General features: G+C 70.5%; 15 protein-coding genes and 1 pseudogene. 4 read left to right on the top strand and 12 right to left on the bottom strand.

Features of this window, described 5'->3' with window-relative positions; all coding sequences use genetic code 11:
* Both KILIM_RS24195 and KILIM_RS19795 read left to right on the top strand, forming a co-directional pair.
* A pseudogene (locus KILIM_RS24195) lies at positions 1-181 on the top strand (A/G-specific adenine glycosylase); the annotation flags it as partial.
* A 114-nt stretch (positions 182-295) separates the two neighbouring features.
* The gene (locus tag KILIM_RS19795) at positions 296-1183 is read left to right on the top strand and encodes an alpha/beta fold hydrolase (protein WP_006594531.1); all 888 of its coding nucleotides are present in this window, start codon (positions 296-298) and stop codon (positions 1181-1183) included.
* Between the two features lie 87 nt (positions 1184-1270).
* Here the strand turns inward: KILIM_RS19795 and KILIM_RS19790 are convergent, their stop codons facing one another.
* From KILIM_RS19790 to ku, 3 genes are all read right to left on the bottom strand, one after another.
* On the bottom strand, positions 1271-3865 hold the full coding sequence (locus KILIM_RS19790) for an ATP-dependent Clp protease ATP-binding subunit (RefSeq protein ID WP_006594530.1): 2595 nt from the start codon (positions 3863-3865) through the stop codon (positions 1271-1273).
* A 218-nt stretch (positions 3866-4083) separates the two neighbouring features.
* Complete coding sequence (gene lysX / locus KILIM_RS19785) at positions 4084-7515, bottom strand: bifunctional lysylphosphatidylglycerol synthetase/lysine--tRNA ligase LysX (protein ID WP_006594529.1); 3432 nt, start codon at positions 7513-7515, stop codon at positions 4084-4086.
* A gap of 99 nt (positions 7516-7614) precedes the next feature.
* Positions 7615-8403, bottom strand: coding sequence for a non-homologous end joining protein Ku (gene ku / locus KILIM_RS19780; RefSeq protein ID WP_040563935.1), 789 nt, complete (start codon positions 8401-8403; stop codon positions 7615-7617).
* Positions 8404-8496: 93 nt separating this feature from the next.
* Here ku and ligD (KILIM_RS19775) point away from each other — a divergent pair, with 93 nt between their 5' ends.
* Positions 8497-9429 (top strand): non-homologous end-joining DNA ligase, encoded by a 933-nt coding sequence (gene ligD / locus KILIM_RS19775; protein ID WP_040563929.1) that lies wholly within the window; start codon positions 8497-8499, stop codon positions 9427-9429.
* Positions 9422-10342, top strand: a complete 921-nt coding sequence (gene ligD, locus KILIM_RS19770; protein ID WP_006594526.1) for a non-homologous end-joining DNA ligase — start codon at positions 9422-9424, stop codon at positions 10340-10342. The genes ligD (KILIM_RS19775) and ligD (KILIM_RS19770) overlap by 8 nt, the downstream gene beginning before the upstream one ends.
* Positions 10343-10434: 92 nt before the next feature.
* On the opposite strand, the gene KILIM_RS19765 is transcribed toward ligD (KILIM_RS19770), so the two are convergent.
* From KILIM_RS19765 to hpt, 9 genes are all read right to left on the bottom strand, one after another.
* A complete protein-coding gene (locus tag KILIM_RS19765; protein WP_006594525.1) occupies positions 10435-10764 on the bottom strand; it encodes a histone-like nucleoid-structuring protein Lsr2 in 330 nt (109 codons plus the stop codon).
* A gap of 150 nt (positions 10765-10914) precedes the next feature.
* Positions 10915-11163: a hypothetical protein gene (locus KILIM_RS19760; protein WP_006594524.1), complete on the bottom strand. Its 249-nt coding sequence runs from the start codon at positions 11161-11163 to the stop codon at positions 10915-10917.
* A gap of 140 nt (positions 11164-11303) precedes the next feature.
* A complete protein-coding gene (locus KILIM_RS19755; protein ID WP_006594523.1) occupies positions 11304-12200 on the bottom strand; it encodes a Rossmann-like and DUF2520 domain-containing protein in 897 nt (298 codons plus the stop codon).
* Positions 12201-12340: 140 nt separating this feature from the next.
* The gene (locus tag KILIM_RS22840; RefSeq protein WP_006594522.1) at positions 12341-12883 is read right to left on the bottom strand and encodes a DUF3180 family protein; all 543 of its coding nucleotides are present in this window, start codon (positions 12881-12883) and stop codon (positions 12341-12343) included.
* Complete coding sequence (gene folB / locus KILIM_RS19740) at positions 12880-13839, bottom strand: dihydroneopterin aldolase (protein ID WP_006594521.1); 960 nt, start codon at positions 13837-13839, stop codon at positions 12880-12882. The genes KILIM_RS22840 and folB overlap by 4 nt, the downstream gene beginning before the upstream one ends.
* Positions 13836-14693 carry a dihydropteroate synthase gene (gene folP / locus KILIM_RS19735; RefSeq protein WP_006594520.1) on the bottom strand — a complete coding sequence of 286 codons (858 nt, stop codon included), beginning with the start codon at positions 14691-14693 and terminating at the stop codon, positions 13836-13838. Before folP ends, folB begins: the two co-directional genes overlap by 4 nt.
* Positions 14693-15286: a GTP cyclohydrolase I FolE gene (folE, locus tag KILIM_RS19730; protein WP_006594519.1), complete on the bottom strand. Its 594-nt coding sequence runs from the start codon at positions 15284-15286 to the stop codon at positions 14693-14695. The genes folP and folE overlap by 1 nt, the downstream gene beginning before the upstream one ends.
* Positions 15279-17309 carry an ATP-dependent zinc metalloprotease FtsH gene (gene ftsH, locus KILIM_RS19725; protein WP_006594518.1) on the bottom strand — a complete coding sequence of 677 codons (2031 nt, stop codon included), beginning with the start codon at positions 17307-17309 and terminating at the stop codon, positions 15279-15281. The genes folE and ftsH overlap by 8 nt, the downstream gene beginning before the upstream one ends.
* A gap of 157 nt (positions 17310-17466) precedes the next feature.
* On the bottom strand, positions 17467-18018 hold the full coding sequence (gene hpt / locus KILIM_RS19720; RefSeq protein ID WP_006594517.1) for a hypoxanthine phosphoribosyltransferase: 552 nt from the start codon (positions 18016-18018) through the stop codon (positions 17467-17469).
* Positions 18019-18226 lie beyond the last annotated feature (208 nt).

The following is an 18226-nucleotide window of genomic DNA, read 5'->3' as shown; positions in this document are numbered from 1 at the left end:
TCGGCAGGTCCGCGGCGCCCTCATGGCGGTGCTGCGCGGCGCCAGCGCCCCGGTCGGCCGCACGGATCTGCTCGCCGCCTGGCCGCAGGAGAGCGACCGTGCGAGCCGCTGCCTGGACTCCCTGGTGCGCGACGGTCTCGCCGAACCGCTGGAGGGCGACCGATTCGCTCTGCCCTCTTGAACCGCAACGCCGTTCGCCGGACCCCGGGAGCGCACCGTTCGGCGCGCAGAACCGGCCACCCGTCCACGCCGATGCGCATAAGTGACTGTCCAACCGGCCGCGAGGGTGATAGCAATGCCTGACATGGAGGAGTACCGGATCCCCGCTCCCGAGGGCGGCCACGTCAGCGTCCTCGACTTCGGAGGCGACGGGCCAGACGCTCTCCTCGTGCACCACATCGGTCTGAGCCCGCTGGAGTGGAAGCCGACCATTGCGGCGTTGGCGGGGCGGCTGCGAGCCGTCGCGATCGCGTGGCGCGGGCACGGACGCTCCGACGCACCTCTGCTGCCGGGCACGCAGAACCGACGGGATCTCGTGGCCGCCGTCGACCACCTGGGGCTCGACCGTCCCATGCTGGTGGCCGCCGGGTGGGGCAGCGCCGCGCTGAGCCTGGCCGCCGCAGTGGAGCACCCCGAGAAGTTCCGCAGTGTGGTCACGGTGAACGGCACCTTTCCCCCGACCCGGCAGCAGGTCGAGGAGGAGGTCGCGGTGGTCCGTTCCCCGCAGATGCTGGCCTACTTCCGCGACCGGTTTCGCATGGACACGATCGTGCCGACCCGCACCGAGATCGAGGAGCTCGTCGCCCTGAAGGTCGAACGCGTCCGCGCCGACTGGATGCTCGGCCCCGAGGCCGACCTCGAGGAGGAGGTGTGGCACGGCGTCCGGGAGGTGCCCGGCGGCTGGCACACCAGCCCGAAGAGCGACACGATCTTCGGCCTGCACGACTTCGCCCCCGACGACCCACTGCACCCCGGCCGCACCCTCTACGAGCGGTTGCGGCTGCCCCTGCGCATCGTCCACGGCTTGGAGAGCTGGGACTACCGCAGCGAAACGATGGAGTACGAGCTGGATCGCGCGGAGCCGCCGATCACGGTCACCCTGCTCGACGCGGGCCAGTTTCCCACCTACACCCACCCGCAGCACCTGGCGGACATCCTGCTGCAGATGAGCGGCGTCACCTGAGCGACACGCGTCGACGTAACGCCAGGCACACCAACGGCGGGCCGGATGCCATCGCATCCGGCCCGCCGTGACGTTCCGCTCGCCCGATCAGCTCTCGGCGGCGGCGCCACCCTCGGGTCGCTCGGCGCTGACCGAACCGCCACCCAGGCCCGCGATGTGGTCGGGCCCGTCGTGGTCACTGCCCGCGGCGCGCGCGGGCACGGTCGCCGGCTCCGGCTCCTTGCTGGTGCCGTGGAAGGTGAACTTCGCCTCGTCGCCCTCGCCCTCGACGTCGACCCCGACGATCTCGCCGGCACCGACCTGGCCGTAGAGGATCTGCTCGGAGAGCACGTCCTCGATGTCGCGCTGGATCGCGCGGCGCAGCGGACGCGCGCCGAGCACCGGGTCGTAGCCCTTCTTGGCCAGCAGGCTCTTGGCCGCGGGCGAGAGCTCGATGCCCATGTCCTTGTCCTTGAGGCGCTCGTCGAGCTTGGCGATCATCAGGTCGACGATCTGGACGATCTCCTCTTCCTTGAGCTGCGGGAAGACGATGGTGTCGTCCACGCGGTTGAGGAACTCGGGGCGGAAGTGCTGCTTGAGCTCGTCCGTCACCTTGTTCTTCATGCGCTCGTAGCTGGAGGCGGCGTCGTTACCGGCCGAGAAGCCCAGGCTCACGGCCTTGGAGATGTCTCGGGTGCCCAGGTTGGTCGTCATGATGATGACCGTGTTCTTGAAGTCGACGACCCGGCCCTGCGCGTCGGTGAGGCGCCCGTCCTCGAGGATCTGCAGCAGGCTGTTGAAGATGTCGGCGTGCGCCTTCTCGACCTCGTCGAAGAGCACGACGGAGAACGGCTTGCGGCGCACCTTCTCGGTGAGCTGACCGCCCTCTTCGTAGCCGACGTAGCCCGGAGGCGAGCCGAACAGCCGCGAGACCGTGTGCTTCTCGGCGAACTCCGACATGTCGAGGGTGATCAGGCTGTCCTCGTCGCCGAAGAGGAACTCCGCGAGCGTCTTGGCCAGCTCCGTCTTACCGACACCCGTCGGGCCGGCGAAGATGAACGAGCCGCCGGGGCGGCGCGGGTCCTTCAGCCCGGCGCGGGTGCGGCGGATGGCCTGGGACAGCGCCTTGATGGCGTCGTCCATGCCGACGATCCGCTTGTGCAGCTCGGCCTCCATGTTCAGCAGGCGCGAGCTCTCCTCCTCGGTGAGCTTGAAGACGGGGATGCCGGTGGAGGCGGCGAGCACCTCGGCGATCAACTCTTCGTCGACCTCGGCGACGACGTCCATGTCGCCGGACTTCCACTCTTTCTCGCGCTTGTTCTTCGCCTCGATGAGGCGACGCTCGTCGTCGCGCAGCTTGGCGGCCTTCTCGAAGTCCTGGCCGTCGATCGCGGCCTCCTTCTCGCGGCGCACGTGCGCGATCTTCTCGTCGAACTCCCGCAGGTCCGGCGGCGCCGTCATCCGGCGGATGCGCAGCCGCGCGCCCGCCTCGTCGATGAGGTCGATCGCCTTGTCCGGCAGGTAGCGGTCGTTGATGTACCGGTCGGCCATGTTGGCCGCGGCCACCAGCGCGGCGTCGGTGATGGAGACGCGGTGGTGCGCCTCGTACCGGTCGCGCAGACCCTTGAGGATCTCGATGGCGTGGCTCAGCGTCGGCTCGGCGACCTGGATCGGCTGGAAGCGGCGCTCGAGCGCCGGGTCCTTCTCGATGTGCTTGCGGTACTCGTCCAGCGTCGTCGCGCCGATCGTCTGCAGCTCACCGCGCGCGAGCATCGGCTTGAGGATGCTGGCCGCGTCGATCGCGCCCTCGGCGGCGCCGGCGCCGACCAGGGTGTGGATCTCGTCGATGAACAGGATGATGTCGCCGCGGGTGCGGATCTCCTTGAGCACCTTCTTGAGGCGCTCCTCGAAGTCACCGCGGTAGCGCGAACCGGCGACCAGGGCGCCGAGGTCGAGCGTGTAGATGTGCTTGTCCTTGAGCGTCTCGGGCACCTCGCCCTTGACGATGTCCTGCGCCAGGCCCTCGACGACGGCGGTCTTGCCGACGCCGGGCTCGCCGATGAGGATCGGGTTGTTCTTCGTGCGGCGCGAGAGCACCTGCATGACCCGCTCGATCTCGCTGGTGCGCCCGATGACCGGGTCCAGCTTGTTCTCGCGGGCGGCCTGGGTGAGGTTGCGGCCGAACTGGTCGAGCACCAGCGACCCGGCCGGGGTCGCCTCCTGGCTGGACTGGCCACCGACGCTCGCGCCGGCCGGCTCCTTGCCCTGGTAACCCGAGAGCAGCTGGATGACCTGCTGGCGCACCTTGTTGAGGTCGGCGCCGAGCTTGACCAGCACCTGGGCGGCGACGCCCTCGCCCTCGCGAATGAGGCCGAGGAGGATGTGCTCGGTGCCGATGTAGTTGTGCCCCAGCTGCAGCGCCTCGCGCAGGCTCAGCTCGAGCACCTTCTTGGCGCGCGGGGTGAACGGAATGTGACCGGAGGGCGCCTGCTGGCCCTGACCGATGATGTCTTGCACCTGCTCGCGGACCGCGTCGAGCGAGATACCGAGGCTCTCCAGTGCCTTGGCCGCAACGCCCTCGCCCTCGTGGATGAGGCCGAGGAGGATGTGCTCGGTCCCGATGTAGTTGTGGTTGAGCAGGCGAGCTTCCTCCTGCGCCAACACGACCACGCGTCGGGCCCGGTCGGTGAACCTTTCGAACATGAGCTCTCCTGTGCCTATCGAGTTACCTCGATGCTAGCTGTGCCTCGTCACGCCTCGGTCTCCCTTCGGCCACCGAGGGCGTCCACCAGAGCACAACGCGACGTTTCGCCGGGGTGTTCCACCTGTTGAGTCGGTACGGCTCAGGTTCCGCTCTGGGCGAAACGGCCCGAACTGCCCGGATCCGCGGATCGGTGGAATTTCACCCGTTCGCTCCACTCCTATTCGCCGCGCCGGCCCAGCGGCCGCACGAACGGGAAGGTGAGCACCTGGCGAATGGTGGTGCCCGTCAACGCCATCACGAGCCGGTCGACGCCGATGCCCAGACCGCCGCACGGCGGCATCCCGACCTCCAGGGCGCGCAGGAAGTCCTCGTCGACCTGCATCGCCTCGACGTCGCCGGCGGCCGCCTTCAGCGACTGCTCGGTGAGGCGGCGCCGCTGCTCCAGCGGGTCGTTCAGCTCGCTGTAGGCGGTGCCCAGCTCCATCCCGCCGAGGACCAGATCCCAGCGCTCGGCCAGCGTCGGGTCGCTGCGGTGGCCACCGGCCAGCGGGGAGGTCTCGACCGGAAAGTCGACGTAGAAGGTCGGGTAGATCGTGGCGGGCTCGACGAGTTCGCCGTACAGCTCCTCGATGACGGCCCCCGGACCCATGTGCGGCTCGGTCTCCACCCCGTGCTCGCGCGCCAGGGTGAGCAGCTCCTCGAAGTCGTCGTCGAGGCGGACCGTGCGCCCCACCACCGCGCTCACCGCGTCGAGCACCGTGACGACCGGCCACTGCCCGCTGATGTCGATGAGTTGCTCGGGGGTGTCGTCGTCGACCTGCACTCGCTCGCCACGAGCGGCCGCGTCGCGGGCCTCCTGAGGCAGCCGCAGCGGCAACACCTGCGCGCCGTGCACGCTGGTGGCGGCATCCTGCACCAACTGTTGCGTCAGCAGCCGCATCGTCGTGTAGTCCCCGAAGGGGGCATACGCCTCGAGCGCGGTGAACTCCGGGTTGTGGGTGGCGTCCGCGCCCTCGTTGCGGAAGTTGCGGCCGATCTCGTACACCGGCCCGAGCCCGGCGACGACGAGCCTCTTGAGGTAGAGCTCGGGGGCGATCCGCATGAACAGGTCGACGCCGTAGGCGTTGATGAACGTCGTGAACGGGCGGGCCGAGGCGCCGCCGTGCACCGAATGCAGGATCGGGGTCTCGACCTCCAGAAAGCCGGAGTCGTCGAGGGTGCGGCGCAACGAGGTCACGACCGCGGAGCGCAGCCGCAGCAGCTTGGCGCCCTGCGGGTGCACGATGAGGTCGGTGGAGCGGCGGCGCAGCCGCGCGTCGGAGTCGGTGAACGCCTCGAACGGGATCGGATGCAGCGCCTTGGCCAGCACCCGCCAATGCGAGACCAGCAGCGAGGGCGTCCCATTGCGGCTGAACCCCCGCGTGACATCGACGAGCAGCAGGTCGCCGCGGTCGACAAGACGGGTGAAATCGGCGAGGTCGGCCGCGCCCAGGGTGTCCCGCTCCAGGATCAACTGCGCCTGAGTGCCCTCGTCGACGAGCCGCACGAAGACCACCCCGCCGTGGTCACGCACCGCTCGCACGCGGCCCGACACCCGCATTGTGGCCGGGGCGTCCGGCGTCGCGGCCTGGGCCTGCTCCCAGCGCTGCGGGGTCAATCGGGAGAGCTCCACGGCGTCCCAGGAGCCGACGGCATAGGGGCGGTCGGTGCGTGCGGGGCGCTGGGCCAGTTGCGCCAGGTGCGCCAAGCGAACGCGGGTCTGGTCGCCGCGGGCCGGGCCCAGGGCCGCGACGTCGACACTGGGCGCAGCCTCGATCTCGCGGATGGCGGCCAGGTGCGCCGCGTCGAGTGACGGCGTGCGCTGCTTGTGCCGTCGGCGGATGCCGGGATAGGGCACGAAGCCCTCGGCCACTGCGCAGGCCAGGGCGACCTGCGGGATCGAGACTCGCGAGTCGACGCACAGGTAGCGGGGCACCCACGTCGGCTCGAACTTCTGGTTCGCCCGGTACAGCCGCTCGAGCTGGAAGAACCGGTCGAAGACGCCCAGCAAGGAGGAGTTGAACTTGGTGAGCATGCCCGCGCCGAGGCGTTCGGCGTCGGCGAAGACCCCGCGCAGAAAAGCGAAGTTGAGCGACACCTCGCGCACGCCGACGTCGTCGGCCCGCTCCATCAGCTCGGTGACCATCAGTTCGTTCGTGCCGTTCGGCGCGTCGGGTGCGCGGCGCATGAGGTCCAGCGACAACCCCCGGCTACCCCAGGGGACGAAGGTCAGCAAACCCACGATCGTGCCGTCGGGCAGCTGCGCGGTGACGTAGACGCTGCGATTGTCGGCGCGGTCGCCGTGCCGGTCCAAGGCCATCGAGAAGCCGCGCTCGACGTCGCCGTCGCGCCAGGCGTCGGCGTCCGTGACCAGGCGGGCAAGCTCCTCGTCGCTGATGTCGGCCTGTCGGCGGATCTGCACGTGCAGCCCGGCGGCCCGCGCCCGGGCGGCCGCCCGGCGCACGTCGCTCATCGAAACGCTGTTGATGCGGTACCGGTCGGGGTAGAGGATCGCCTCGTCACCGAGGGCCAGGATGTCGAAGCCATCGGCGGCGTACGCCCGGGCCCCCTGCTCCCCCGCGGCCAGCACAGCCGGGATCCACCCGTAGTGGCGGGCCTCGACCTTCCAGGCGGCGATCGCATCGGGCCAGGAGGCCGGGTCACCGATCGGGTCGCCGGAGGCCAAGGACACCCCGGCGATGACGTCATAGCAGACCGCGGCCCGGCCGTCCTCGCTGAACACCGAGGCCTTGTCGCGGCGGGTGGAGAAGTAACCGAGCGAATCCGTCTCCGGGCTGGCCGCGAGCAGGCGACGGACAGCGAGCTCCCGGTCGGCGGTCCACTTGGTGGGGTTGCGAGCCGAGCGGCTGAACAGCACCGCGCCGAGCACCAGCGCGAGGGCCAGCACCACGCCGACGATCTGACCGATCCACGCCGGCAGTTGCACGCCGTGCGCTGCCGGCGGACCGCTGAAGCCGAGCACGTGCGCGAACACCGCGCGCACCAACACCCCCGTCGGCTCCTCCGGATGGGCGACTCGCAACAGGGTCCACGCCACTGCGCCCGACAACAGGATTCCGGCGGCCACACACGCACCCAGCGCCAGCCAGGAGCCGCGGCGCAGCCGACCGGGAAACGCCGGCCGCGCCCACCAGCACAGCCAGACCATGATCAAGCCCACCAGGCTGGAGGCGATGTCGACGCCCGGACCCATCAGGAAGCGCACGGACCAGATGTCGAGGGCCGGCGGTAGCACGTCGGGATAGACCACCACGGCCGCCAGCAGCGACAGCCCGGCCACGACGGCCAACGCCTGGAAGAACGCGACAAGGCCCAGGCCCGCGCGTTTACGGCCGATGAGCAGGCGGGCGGTAATCGCCAGCAACACGATCGAGACCAGCGAACCCGAGACCGGAATGTTGATCAACAACAGGGGCAGCTCGAACCCGGCGAGGCGCTCGGGGTGGCGTCGGAACATGACCCAGAGCACGATCGAGGCGATGATGCTCAGCACGTGCACCCAGATGAGCACCCGCGCGAACAGCTCCTGGCGCGGGGTCGGACGAACGGTCCCCGCGAGGATCTGGCGCCGGGCACGCGACACAGGCATCGTTGACTAACCCCCTGGTTGGCTTACGAAAGCCGACCCCGGTCCCACGGCATCGGCTCTCCCAACGCTACCTGGCGGCACCGGCAACGGTGGTAATCCTCAACCCGCCTCGCGCGCGGCCTTGGCCCGCTCGACGGACTGCTGCAGGGCGGCCAGCAGATCGACCACTTCGGCGCCGTCGTCGGGCTCGGCGGGCTTCTCGACGCTCTCGCCGCCCGACAGCTTGGTCGCCACGAGGTCGTGCACCGCCTGGGCGTAGTCGTCCTCGTACTCCTCCGGTGTGAAATCACCAGCCATGGAGTCGACGAGCATCGTGGCCATCGCCGTCTCCGCGGGCTTGGGCTCGGGCACGTCGTCGAGCACGGGGAAGTCGGCGGCCCGCACCTCGTCGGGCCACAGCATCGTCTGCATGACGATGACGTCGCCCCGCACCCGCAGCACCGCGGTCGTCAGGCGCGTGCGCACCGAGACGGTGACGACAGCGACCCGATCGGAGTCGCGCAGGGCCTCGCGCAGCAGGGCGTACGGCTTAACCGCGGCCGAGTCGGGCTCGAGGTAGTAGGCGCGGTCGAGCAGGATGGGGTCGATCTGATCGGCGGGCACGAACTTCTCGACGCTGATCTCCTTGCTGCTGCGGATCGGCAGCGAGGCCAGGTCGGTGTCGGTGAGGATCACCATCCGACCGTCGTCGGTCTCGTAACCCTTGGCGATATCGCGGTACACGACCTCCTCGCCATCGGCCTCCGCCACCCGCCGGTACCGGATGCGCGAGCCGTCGCTGGCCCGCACCTGCCGGAACTGCAGGTCATGGCTCTCCGTGGCGCTGTAGAGCCGCACCGGCACGCTGACGAGCCCGAACGAGACCGCGCCCTTCCACATCGCTCGCATGTCGCCCAGCATGCCCTGTCCACGAGGGCTCTGGAAGCCCACACCCCCCGCGGTGTTGCAAGCTAGGCTCGAGGAGGTGAGCGGGTGCGAGCGATGCTGGCGAGCGCTGCGGCGCGGCCCCCGACCGGCGCCGCCTGGTCGCACGAGGTGAAGTGGGACGGCATGCGCATTCTGGCCGATGTGCGAGCCGGGCGGCTGCGCCTGACGACCCGCGCCGAGACCGAGGCGACCGACCGCTTTCCCGAGCTCGCGGGCCTGCTCGACGTGCACCCCGACGTGCTGCTCGACGGGGAGGTGGTCAGCCTGGAGCAGGGCCAGCCCTCGTTCTCCCGGCTCATCGACCGCATCCACGCCCGGGGCGGTACCGCCAAGCAGCTCGCGGCGGCCCGCCCGGTGACCTACATGGTGTTCGACCTGCTGCGTCTGGACGGGCACGATGTGACCCGGTTGCCGCTGCGGGATCGGCGGGCGCTGCTGGAAGGCCTGGAGATTCCCGGGCCGCGGGCGCTGGTCCCCCCGGTGTACCCCGACGGTGCGGCGCTGCTGCGAGCAACCGCCGAGCAGGGCCTGGAGGGCATCGTCAGCAAACGCCTGGACTCCCAGTACGAGCCCGGCCGGCGCAGCCCGTCGTGGGTCAAGATCGCGCACCGACCGACCCAGTCGGTGATCGTCGGCGGGTGGCGCCCGGAGGCGACCTCCGGCGCCGGCCTCGGCGCCCTGCTCGTGGGCATCCCGCAGGGGCAGGGATGGCGCTTCGTCGGGCGGGTCGGCAGCGGCCTGGGTGCCGCGCAGGCTCAGGTGCTGTTGCCTCTCTTGGCGCAGGCGCACGCCGAACAGAGCCCGTTCACGACGCCAGTGCCGCCGGCGGATGCCCGCGGCACGCACTGGGTTGCGCCGCGGATCGTCGTCGACGTCCGGTCCCTGGGGACGCTCGGTGAATCCACGGGCCGACTGCGACAGCCGACGTTGCTGCGGGTGCGGGCCGACCTGTCCGCAGGCGACCTTCGAGAGGCCGAAGATGGTTGAGCAGCAACGCACCCCAGTCGAGGTCGACGGGCACCGGCTGGTGCTGACCAATCTCGACAAGGTGCTGTACCCGACGGCCGGCTTCACCAAAGCCGAGGTCATGCAATACCTCACGGCGGTGGCCCCGGCGCTGCTGCCGCAACTACGGCGGCGGACGGTGACGCGGGTGCGCTGGCCGCACGGCACCGGCTCGGAGTCGTTTTTCGAGAAGAACCTGCCCGCGGGATCCCCCCGCTGGGTGCAGCGGGTTTCGATCGCCTCCGCCTCGTCACGCTCCACGCGCGAAGGCCGAGAACCGGAGACGGTGGTCTATCCGCTGATCGACAACGTGGCCGGACTGGTGTGGCTGGCCAATCTCGCGGCCCTGGAGTTACACGTGCATCAGTGGCGCGTCGACGCCGAGGGGGTGCCGCAAATCCCCGATCGGCTCGTCGTCGACCTGGATCCCGGGCCCCCGGCGGGGCTGGGCGAATGCGCTCAGGTGGCACTGCTCGTACGCGAGGCACTGCAGGGGGTGCTGCCCGGTCCGATCATTCCGGTGACGAGTGGCAACAAGGGATTACAGCTCTATGTGCCGACGCCGCAATTGCGCGCAGCCGACGACACCCGCGCCCTTGCCCAAGGCCTGGCGGAGGCACTCGCGGCGCAGCATCCGCATCTGGTGGTGAGCCGTATGACCAAAGCGGTGCGGCCCGGCAAGGTTTTTCTCGACTGGAGCCAGAACACGCGGGCCAAGACGACGATCTGCCCGTATTCCCTGCGGGGCCGCGGCGGCAGCCCCACGGTGGCGGCGCCGCGCTCGTGGGCCGAGATCGAACGGGCCGCCAACAGTGAAGTCGACGTGTTGCGTCAGCTAACTCCGCGACAGGTGTTGGAGCGCTTGCAACGCGACGGTGACCTCATGAACGTGTGAATCCGCACAAAGGAGGCGACATTTCGCCCCGGGGTAGGCGAAGGGGCCGGCTTTCGCGCCGGCCCCGCCTCCTACAAACGCCCGCCGTGCTATCAGCCATGCGCCTTGTCGTAGGCGTCCTGCAGCTCACCGGAGACGCGGCCCCGGTCGCTGACCTTGAAACCGTTGGCGCGGCCCCACTCGCGGATCGCATTGAGGTCTTGGCGGCGACCGGCTGCCGCGGGGCGACGACCCGTCGCGCGACGACCACCGGCACGGCGAGCGTGACCGGTCCACTCACCGAAAGCGTCGCGCAGCTTCGCAGCGTTCGTCGACGACAAGTCGATCTCGTAGGACACGCCGTCCAGACCGAAGGAAACCGTCTCTTCGGCTGTTCCGCCGTCGAGATCATCGACGAGAAGGATCTGAACCCGCTGAGCCATCTGATACTCCGTCTTCACGAGGACACGTACCGGGGAACGGCAACAAACGAGCGCTCCGCCGGGGGACACGGCTCAGCGTAGTGGATAAACTCGCGTAAGGAAAAGCGACCCACGAAATAATTTTCCCGAAGCGCCCGACGTTGCAAGAATTTATGCGTCTGCGGGCCCGGCATGACCGCTCGCGAGCGGTGTCGTTTCTTTGGCTTGACCCCCACTGAGTTCGTGATCGCGCACTTCCTGCTCGCGCAGTTCACGGGAGTCCTGCTCGGCCTCCCAGCGGGAATGAGCGAGCCGCTCATTGCGATCGGACTCCACGATGGTGCGGATCACCTTGTAGAACAAGTACCCGACGCCGATCGAGGGCAGAATCGCGACGGCAATGGCCCAGGCCTGGTCCATGCGCTCACCTCCAGTGGAAAATCTGTACCGGCACCCGAGGGGGCCCGCCGGCCCGACCAGCCTAAGCCCTGCGCCAACGGAACACGGCCCGAGCCTGCGCACCCGCGACCATTCGTCGTCGGGGTTGCGTCAGCGTGTCGTCAGGGTGCGGAGTGGCCGGGTGGGGCGGTCAGCAGATCGAGGAGTTCGTCAAGCGCCGGGGCGGCCAATCGACCCGCGGCCATCGCGCGGGCCGCCGTGGCGCGAGCCATCGCCAGATGCACCGCGCGGGAGTCCGGCGCGCAGGCGTGCAGGGTCTCCAGGTCGGCGCGCAATGCACTCACATCGGAGAGGGCCGCGACCCGGCCGCCGTCGTCGCCCTCCCGCAACGCCGACTCCAGCGCGGTGAGCATGAGGGTCGCCAGCAGCCGCCGGGACCCCCCGACGTCGGCGTCGGCGAGCAACTCGGCGGCCTGGTCGACCACGACCGACAAGTGCCCGGCCGCGTGGGAGACGGCCGCCGCGTAGCGGGGGCGCGCGGACTCGGTGACGCACACCGGCTCCCCGCCCATCTCGATGGCCAGGGCCTCGCCGATGGGGCGCAGCGCGGCAGCGCAGGTCACCGCGAAGCGGGCGTCGGGCAGCCGCTCCAGATCGGTCGGAGTACCGGAGAAGTGCATGGCCGGGTGCAGCGCGATCGGCAGCACGTGGGCCGCCAGTGCCGGCTCCAGCACCTGGGTGCCGTAGCGGGGGCTGGTGTGCACGACGATCTGCCCCGCCTGCCAGGCTGCGACCCGGGTCAGGCCGACGACGAGGTCGGCCAGCGCGGCATCCGGAACGGCCAGCAGGACCAGCTCGGCGCGGGCCACCGCCTCCTCGACCGGCAGCAGCGGCACGCCCGGCAGCAGCGTCCGGACCCGCCGCTGCGAGGCGTCGCTGACCCCGCTCGTGGCGACCACCCGGTGCCCGGCCGCGGTGAGCGCCGCCCCGAGGACGGACCCCACGCGGCCGGCGGAGATGACCGCCACGTCGAGACGGGCCGGTCGCTGCGAAGCCATGCTGGGACCGTACCCGCAGACCCGGCACCCGACACCTCACCGGCGGTTTGCCCGTGTCGGCCCTCGAACTAACGCCGTGCCTACGCCGGCCTCCACCTGCCTAAGCCGGGCCGCCCAGCTGGTCGGGCCGGTGGCCAGGGCTACGGTCGGGCGAGCGGTGGATCGTCGGGGCCGTCGAGCCCGTCACGTGGGTCGAGGGGGTCACCGGGGTCGAGGTCGTCCCGCGAGCGGCCGTCCGGGTCGAGGCGACACATCGACTGGGTCCACAGCCCGGCGCCGCTGAGCACGCCCCCGGCCAGGGCGATGGCCCCGGCCGACATCGCTGCCATCCGCACGGAGAAGGCGTCGACATCCGGCAGCGCGGCGACGACGAACGCGAGATAGACGCCCGCGACCGCCGCGCCCGCCAAGGCGCAGGCCTGCGCCATCCGCAGCACTCGGTAGGCGGCGAGCGGCTCGACGGGCCGCTTCGCCGTGCCGCGCACCGTGGCCCGCACCGCCCGCCCGGTGAGCACGAGGGCGAGCGCGGCAGCGAGCAGCACCGGCGCGACGGCCCAGGTGACCAGCGGCAGCGACGACGAGCCGCGCAGCCACAGCATGAGCAGCGCGTAGGCCAGGGCCGCGGCGGCGATCCCGACGGTCAGCACATCGCGGCCGCGCACTCCGTGTTCGCGCACACTCACGGCGCACCCCCTGGCGCCCGCTCGCGCGCCACGACCCGCACCCAGCGGCGCACCGCCCGCGGCCACGGCGGGCCGTCGGCCAGGGCTGGTGCGGTGGGCGCCTCGACGCCCTGCTCCCCCGCCAGCTCCGCCCGGAACTGCGCCGCGCCGGCAGGGTCGACCCCGGCCCACGGCTGCAGCACGAAGTCGCGTTCTCCCGCGCCGGGGTGCGGCAGCCGCAGGGCACCGGCGGACTCCAACCTGGGCGCCCCGAGAGCCCGCACGTCGATGAGGTCGAGGTCGAGGGTCCGCGGCCCCCACGAACGTTCGCGGACTCGCCCGTGGTCGGCCTCGATGCGGTGCAGGTGCGCCAGCAGGGTGCGCGGGTGCAGGTCCGTGCGCAGTACGGCGACCGCATTGAGGTAGTCGGGTTGGGGCTCGTCGTCGCCTGGCGCGGTCATCGCCGCCGAGCGGACCAGCGGCGAGACGCCCAGCAGTTCGGAGGCGGGCAGCGCGCTCAGGTCGAGAGCGGCGGAGGCGAGCGTGTGCTTCGGGCCGCCGGCCGGGCCGGGCAGGTTGCCGCCGAGCGCCACGACGGCCAGGCGAGCCTGCCCGCGGCGGACGCGGACGGCGACGTCGCCGAACTCGAGCCCCACGGGCGCCGCCGGCTTGTGCACCGTGACGGTGACGGCCTCCACCAGCTCCTGGGCCAGGCAGTCGCGCGCGATGAGGTCGGCGAGCCGCTCAATGAGGTCGACGCTGGCCCCGGTCAGGCGGGCGCGGATCTGCTCGGCGACCACGGCGTAGGAGACGGAGTCGGCCAGCGCGTCGGTGGCGCCGGCCCAGCGCAGATCGAGCTCGAGGTCGGCGTCGACGACGAACGGCTGCGGATACTGCTTCTCGTGCGGCAACACCCCGTGCCGCCCGTGCGCGCTCACGCCGCGCACCAGGATGCTGTCGCGGCCGTCGGCGGTCATCGCCGATCCCCCGGGCCCGCGTCCGGCGCGTGGGCGGCGACGGCCCCCACGACCCGCAACGCGCTGCGGGAGGGCTCGATCTCGTGCACCCGCACGCACCAGACCCCCGCCTGGGCGCATAACAGGGTGATCGCGGCCGTGGCGGCCTCCCGGGCCTGCGGCGGCGCCGGCGTTCCGTCGGCTCCGGCCTCGAGCCGGCCGAGAAACGCCTTGCGGCTGGCGCCGATGAGCACCCGGTAACCGCGGCCGACGAGCTCGTCGAGGCGGCCCACGAGCTGCCAGTTGTGCTCGGCGGTCTTGGCGAACCCCAGCCCGGGGTCTAGCACAATGCGCTCCGGGTCGATCCCGGCGGCGACGAGCTGCTCGACCCGGGCATCGAGCTCGGCGCGCACCTCGCGCACGACGTCGCCGTAGACGGCGCGACGTTGCATGTCGGCGCTGTGCCCGCGCCAGTGCATCGCGACGAAATCGACGTCGGGGGCGTCGGCGAGCACCCGCACCATGTCGGGGTCGGCCAGGCCACCGCTGACGTCGTTGACGACGCGGGCGCCGGCCTCGATGGCGGCGGCCGCCACCCGCGCCCGCATCGTGTCGATGGAGATCGGCGGCATGCCGGGCTGTTCGAGCAGCGCCTCAATGACCGGGATCGTGCGTCGCAGCTCCTCGGACTCCTCGGGTCGCTGCGCGCCCGGGCGGGTCGACTCGCCGCCGATGTCGAGGATGGCGGCGCCCGCGTCGGCCAGGGCGATCCCGTGGGCGATGCCGTCGTCGGTGTCGAACCAGCGTCCGCCGTCGCTGAACGAGTCGGGGGTCACGTTGACGACGCCCATGAGCAGCGGCAGCGGGCCGGGCATCAGCGGGTGCCGCCGAGCACGAGACTCATCGCCTCCGCGCGGGTCTCGGGGCGGTGCAGGATGCCGCGCACCGCGGAGGTGATCGTGCGAGCGCCGGGCTTGCGCACCCCCCGCATCGACATGCACAGGTGCTCGCATTCGAGCACCACGAGCACCCCTTGCGCGTCGAGGTGGTCGACGAGGGCGTCGGCGACCTGGCTGGTCAGCCGCTCCTGCACCTGCGGGCGGCGCGCGTACACCTCGACGAGCCGAGCGAGCTTGCTCAGGCCGGTCACCCGGCCGTTGCGGTCGGGGATGTAGGCGATGTGCGCGACGCCGTGGAAGGGCACGAGGTGGTGCTCGCAGGTGCTGTACAGCTCGATGTCGCGGACGAGCACGAGCTCGTCGTGCTCGATCTCGAACCGGGTGCCGAGCACTTCTGCGGGGTCCATGTGCAGCCCGGAGAAGATCTCGGCGTAGGCGCGGGCGACCCGAGCGGGGGTGTCCCGCAGACCCTCCCGCTCCGGGTTCTCTCCCACCGCCAGCAGGATCTCGCGGACGGCGGCCTCGATGCGCGGCTGGTCGACGGGCGAGGGCTGCGTCAGCTCAGTCACCGGTCGGGTCCACTCGACCGCCGCTGGGCACCTCGATGATCTCCGCGAGCGGGTGCTCTTCGTTGTCGGCGTCGATCGCTGCGGGGTCCTGGCCCGCGTCGAGGGCGGCCTTCTCGGCGGGCGTGAGCACCGGCGGCATGTCGCTGACGGTGCGGCGGTCGCTGGAGAGCCACACGGGGCGGTGCGGCCGCTTGCGCACGGCCTCGAAGATGTCCGCCAGGGCTTGGGCACCCAGGGTTTCCTTCTCCAGCAGCTCCAGCACCAGGTGATCGAGCACGTCGCGGTTGTCGTTGAGGGCGTGCCAGGCCTCGTCGTGCGCGGCCTCGATGAAGCGGCGCACCTCTTCGTCGACGACGGCGGCCAAGCCCTCGGAGTAGTCGCGCTCGTGGCCCATGTCGCGGCCGAGGAAGACCTCGCCCTGGCTCTGGCCGAGCTTGACCGCGCCGATCCGCTCGCTCATGCCGAACTGCGTGACCATCTTGCGCGCCAGACCGGTGGCCTTCTCGATGTCGTTGGCGGCCCCGGAGGTCGGGTCGTGGAAGATCATCTCCTCCGCCACGCGACCGCCGAGGGCGTACGCCAGCTGGTCGAGCATCTCGTTGCGCGTCGTGGAGTACTTGTCGTCGGCGGGCAGCACCATCGTGTAGCCCAGGGCCCGGCCGCGCGGCAGGATCGTCACCTTGCTGACCGGGTCGGTGTGGTTGAGCGCCGCGGCGACGAGGGCGTGGCCACCCTCGTGGTAGGCGGTGATCTTCTTCTCCCTGGCGCTCATGATGCGGGTGCGCTTCTGCGGGCCGGCGACGACGCGGTCGATGGCTTCGTCGAGGGCGCGGTCGTCGATCAGCTGGGCGTTGGAGCGCGCCGTGAGCAGCGCGGCCTCGTTCAGCACGTTGGCCAGGTCGGCACCGGTGAAGCCGGGGGTGCGGCGGGCCACGGCCAGCAGGTCGACGCCGTCGGCCAGGGGCTTGCCGCGGCCGTGCACCTCGAGGATCTTGTGGCGGCCGATCATGTCGGGGGCCTCGACGGCGATCTGGCGGTCAAACCGCCCCGGGCGCAGCAGCGCAGGGTCGAGGATGTCGGGGCGGTTGGTGGCGGCGATGAGGATGACGTTGGTCTTGACGTCGAAGCCGTCCATCTCGACGAGCAGCTGGTTCAGCGTCTGCTCGCGCTCGTCATGCCCGCCGCCCAGGCCTGCGCCGCGGTGGCGACCGACGGCGTCGATCTCGTCGACGAAGACGATGGCCGGGCTGTTCTGCTTGGCCTGCTCGAACAGGTCGCGCACGCGAGAGGCGCCGACACCGACGAACATCTCTACGAAGTCCGAACCCGAGATCGAATAGAACGGCACCCCGGCCTCTCCGGCGACGGCCCGCGCGAGCAGCGTCTTACCGGTGCCGGGCGGCCCGTAGAGCAACACGCCCTTGGGGATCTTGGCCCCCACGGCCTGGAACTTGCCCGGCTCGGAGAGGAACTCCTTGATCTCGGTGAGCTCCTCCACCGCCTCCTGGGCACCGGCGACGTCGGCGAAGGTCACCTTCGGCATGTCCTTGGTGGCCAGCTTGGCCTTGGACTTACCGAATTGCATGACCTTGGAGCCGCCGCCCTGCATCCGGGAAAGGATGAACCAGAAGAGCGCGACGAGGATGATGATCGGCAGCAGGCTCATCATGAGCGTGCCGAGCCAGGTGCTCTGCGGCGGGTCGTCGGTGTAGCCCGAGGGCGGCATGTGCTCGCGGACCAGTTCGGTGAGGTACTCGCCGCGCTGCGGCACGTACAGCGCGTAGACCTTCTCCACGTTCTGCAGCTCCCCGATGTTCTGGGGGCTGGTCAGCGTCAGCTCGATGCGGTCGTCGTTTTCGAAGACGACTTTCTGGGCCTGACCCTGATTGATGATCTGGACTGCCTGCGAGGTGTCGATCCGCTGGTATTCGGAGTCGCTGGTCAGCTGCAAGACCGCCATGAACCCGAGGAACAGCAGCAGCACCCAGACCAGGGGCTGTGCGAAGATCCGCTTCAATTTCATTGATTTAACCCCAGCCCGGCCACGGGCCCCGGTCCTTCCTCATCGTGCGTCCGTCGCCTCTTCCGACGACCCAACCATGCGCAACGTTCGTGCCTGGCGGGGTGTTCCGCAGCGGCCCCGCGGGCCTCTGGCGGCACGAGGTGCGCGGTGCGGATGCTCAGGAGTAGACGTGCGGCGCAAGTGTGCCGACGCACCGCAGATTGCGGTACTGCTCGGCGTAGTCGAGCCCGTATCCGACCACGAACTCGTTGGGAATGTCGAAACCCACGTACTTGACGTCGACCTCGACCTTGGCGGCATCGGGTTTACGCAGCAGCGTGCAGACCTCGACGCTGGCCGCGCGCCGGGAGGCCAGGTTCGCCTTGATCCAGCTGAGCGTGAGGCCGGAGTCGACGATGTCTTCGACGATCAGCACGTGCTTGTCGGTGATGTCGGTGTCGAGGTCCTTGAGAATGCGGACCACCCCGGAGGACTTGGTGCCCGAGCCGTAGGAGGAGATCGCCATCCAGTCCATCGGCACGCTGCCCGGCAGCGCCCGCATGAGGTCGGCCATCACGAGCACGGCGCCCTTGAGCACACCGACGAGCAGCAGGTCTTTGCCCGCGTAGTCGGCCCAGATCTGTTCGGCGAGCTCATCGAGGCGCTCCCAGATCTGCTCCTGGGTCAGCAGCACCTTCTCCAGGTCGGCGCCCATCTGTTCGGTGTCCACGCTCTCTCCTGCCCACGGTGCCGACGCACGCTGTCTCACCCGACAGCATGCAACCCGACAGCATTCAACCCGACGGTGGGGGCTCCAGGTCAACGTGGGCCGCGTGGCGGCGGACACGCCAGCCGCCGGGCAGGGCCGCCGGGCCGCGACCGGCGTCACGCAGCAGCCCGTCGATGGCCTCGATGTGCACTCGGCCCAGCGCACCGGT

Source organism: Kineosphaera limosa NBRC 100340 (assembly GCF_000298215.1).
GTDB classification, from domain to species: Bacteria; Actinomycetota; Actinomycetes; order Actinomycetales; family Dermatophilaceae; genus Kineosphaera; species Kineosphaera limosa.
The sequence above is the reverse complement of the archived record's forward strand: the minus strand, read 5'-3'. Positions and strand labels throughout refer to the sequence as shown.

Excerpts from the sequence above, each read along its gene's own strand:
- KILIM_RS19765 (WP_006594525.1), bottom strand. The coding sequence starts at position 10,764 with ATGGCTCAGCGGGTTCAGATCCTTCTCGTCGATGATCTCGACGGCGGA.
- KILIM_RS19790 (WP_006594530.1), bottom strand. The coding sequence starts at position 3,865 with ATGTTCGAAAGGTTCACCGACCGGGCCCGACGCGTGGTCGTGTTGGCG.
- ku (WP_040563935.1), bottom strand. The coding sequence starts at position 8,403 with ATGCGAGCGATGTGGAAGGGCGCGGTCTCGTTCGGGCTCGTCAGCGTG.
- ligD (WP_006594526.1), top strand. The coding sequence starts at position 9,422 with ATGGTTGAGCAGCAACGCACCCCAGTCGAGGTCGACGGGCACCGGCTG.
- KILIM_RS19760 (WP_006594524.1), bottom strand. The coding sequence starts at position 11,163 with ATGGACCAGGCCTGGGCCATTGCCGTCGCGATTCTGCCCTCGATCGGC.
- ligD (WP_040563929.1), top strand. The coding sequence starts at position 8,497 with ATGCTGGCGAGCGCTGCGGCGCGGCCCCCGACCGGCGCCGCCTGGTCG.
- folP (WP_006594520.1), bottom strand. The coding sequence starts at position 14,693 with ATGCCCGGCCCGCTGCCGCTGCTCATGGGCGTCGTCAACGTGACCCCC.
- KILIM_RS19755 (WP_006594523.1), bottom strand. The coding sequence starts at position 12,200 with ATGGCTTCGCAGCGACCGGCCCGTCTCGACGTGGCGGTCATCTCCGCC.
- ftsH (WP_006594518.1), bottom strand. The coding sequence starts at position 17,309 with ATGAAATTGAAGCGGATCTTCGCACAGCCCCTGGTCTGGGTGCTGCTG.
- folB (WP_006594521.1), bottom strand. The coding sequence starts at position 13,839 with ATGACCGCCGACGGCCGCGACAGCATCCTGGTGCGCGGCGTGAGCGCG.
- lysX (WP_006594529.1), bottom strand. The coding sequence starts at position 7,515 with ATGCCTGTGTCGCGTGCCCGGCGCCAGATCCTCGCGGGGACCGTTCGT.
- KILIM_RS19795 (WP_006594531.1), top strand. The coding sequence starts at position 296 with ATGCCTGACATGGAGGAGTACCGGATCCCCGCTCCCGAGGGCGGCCAC.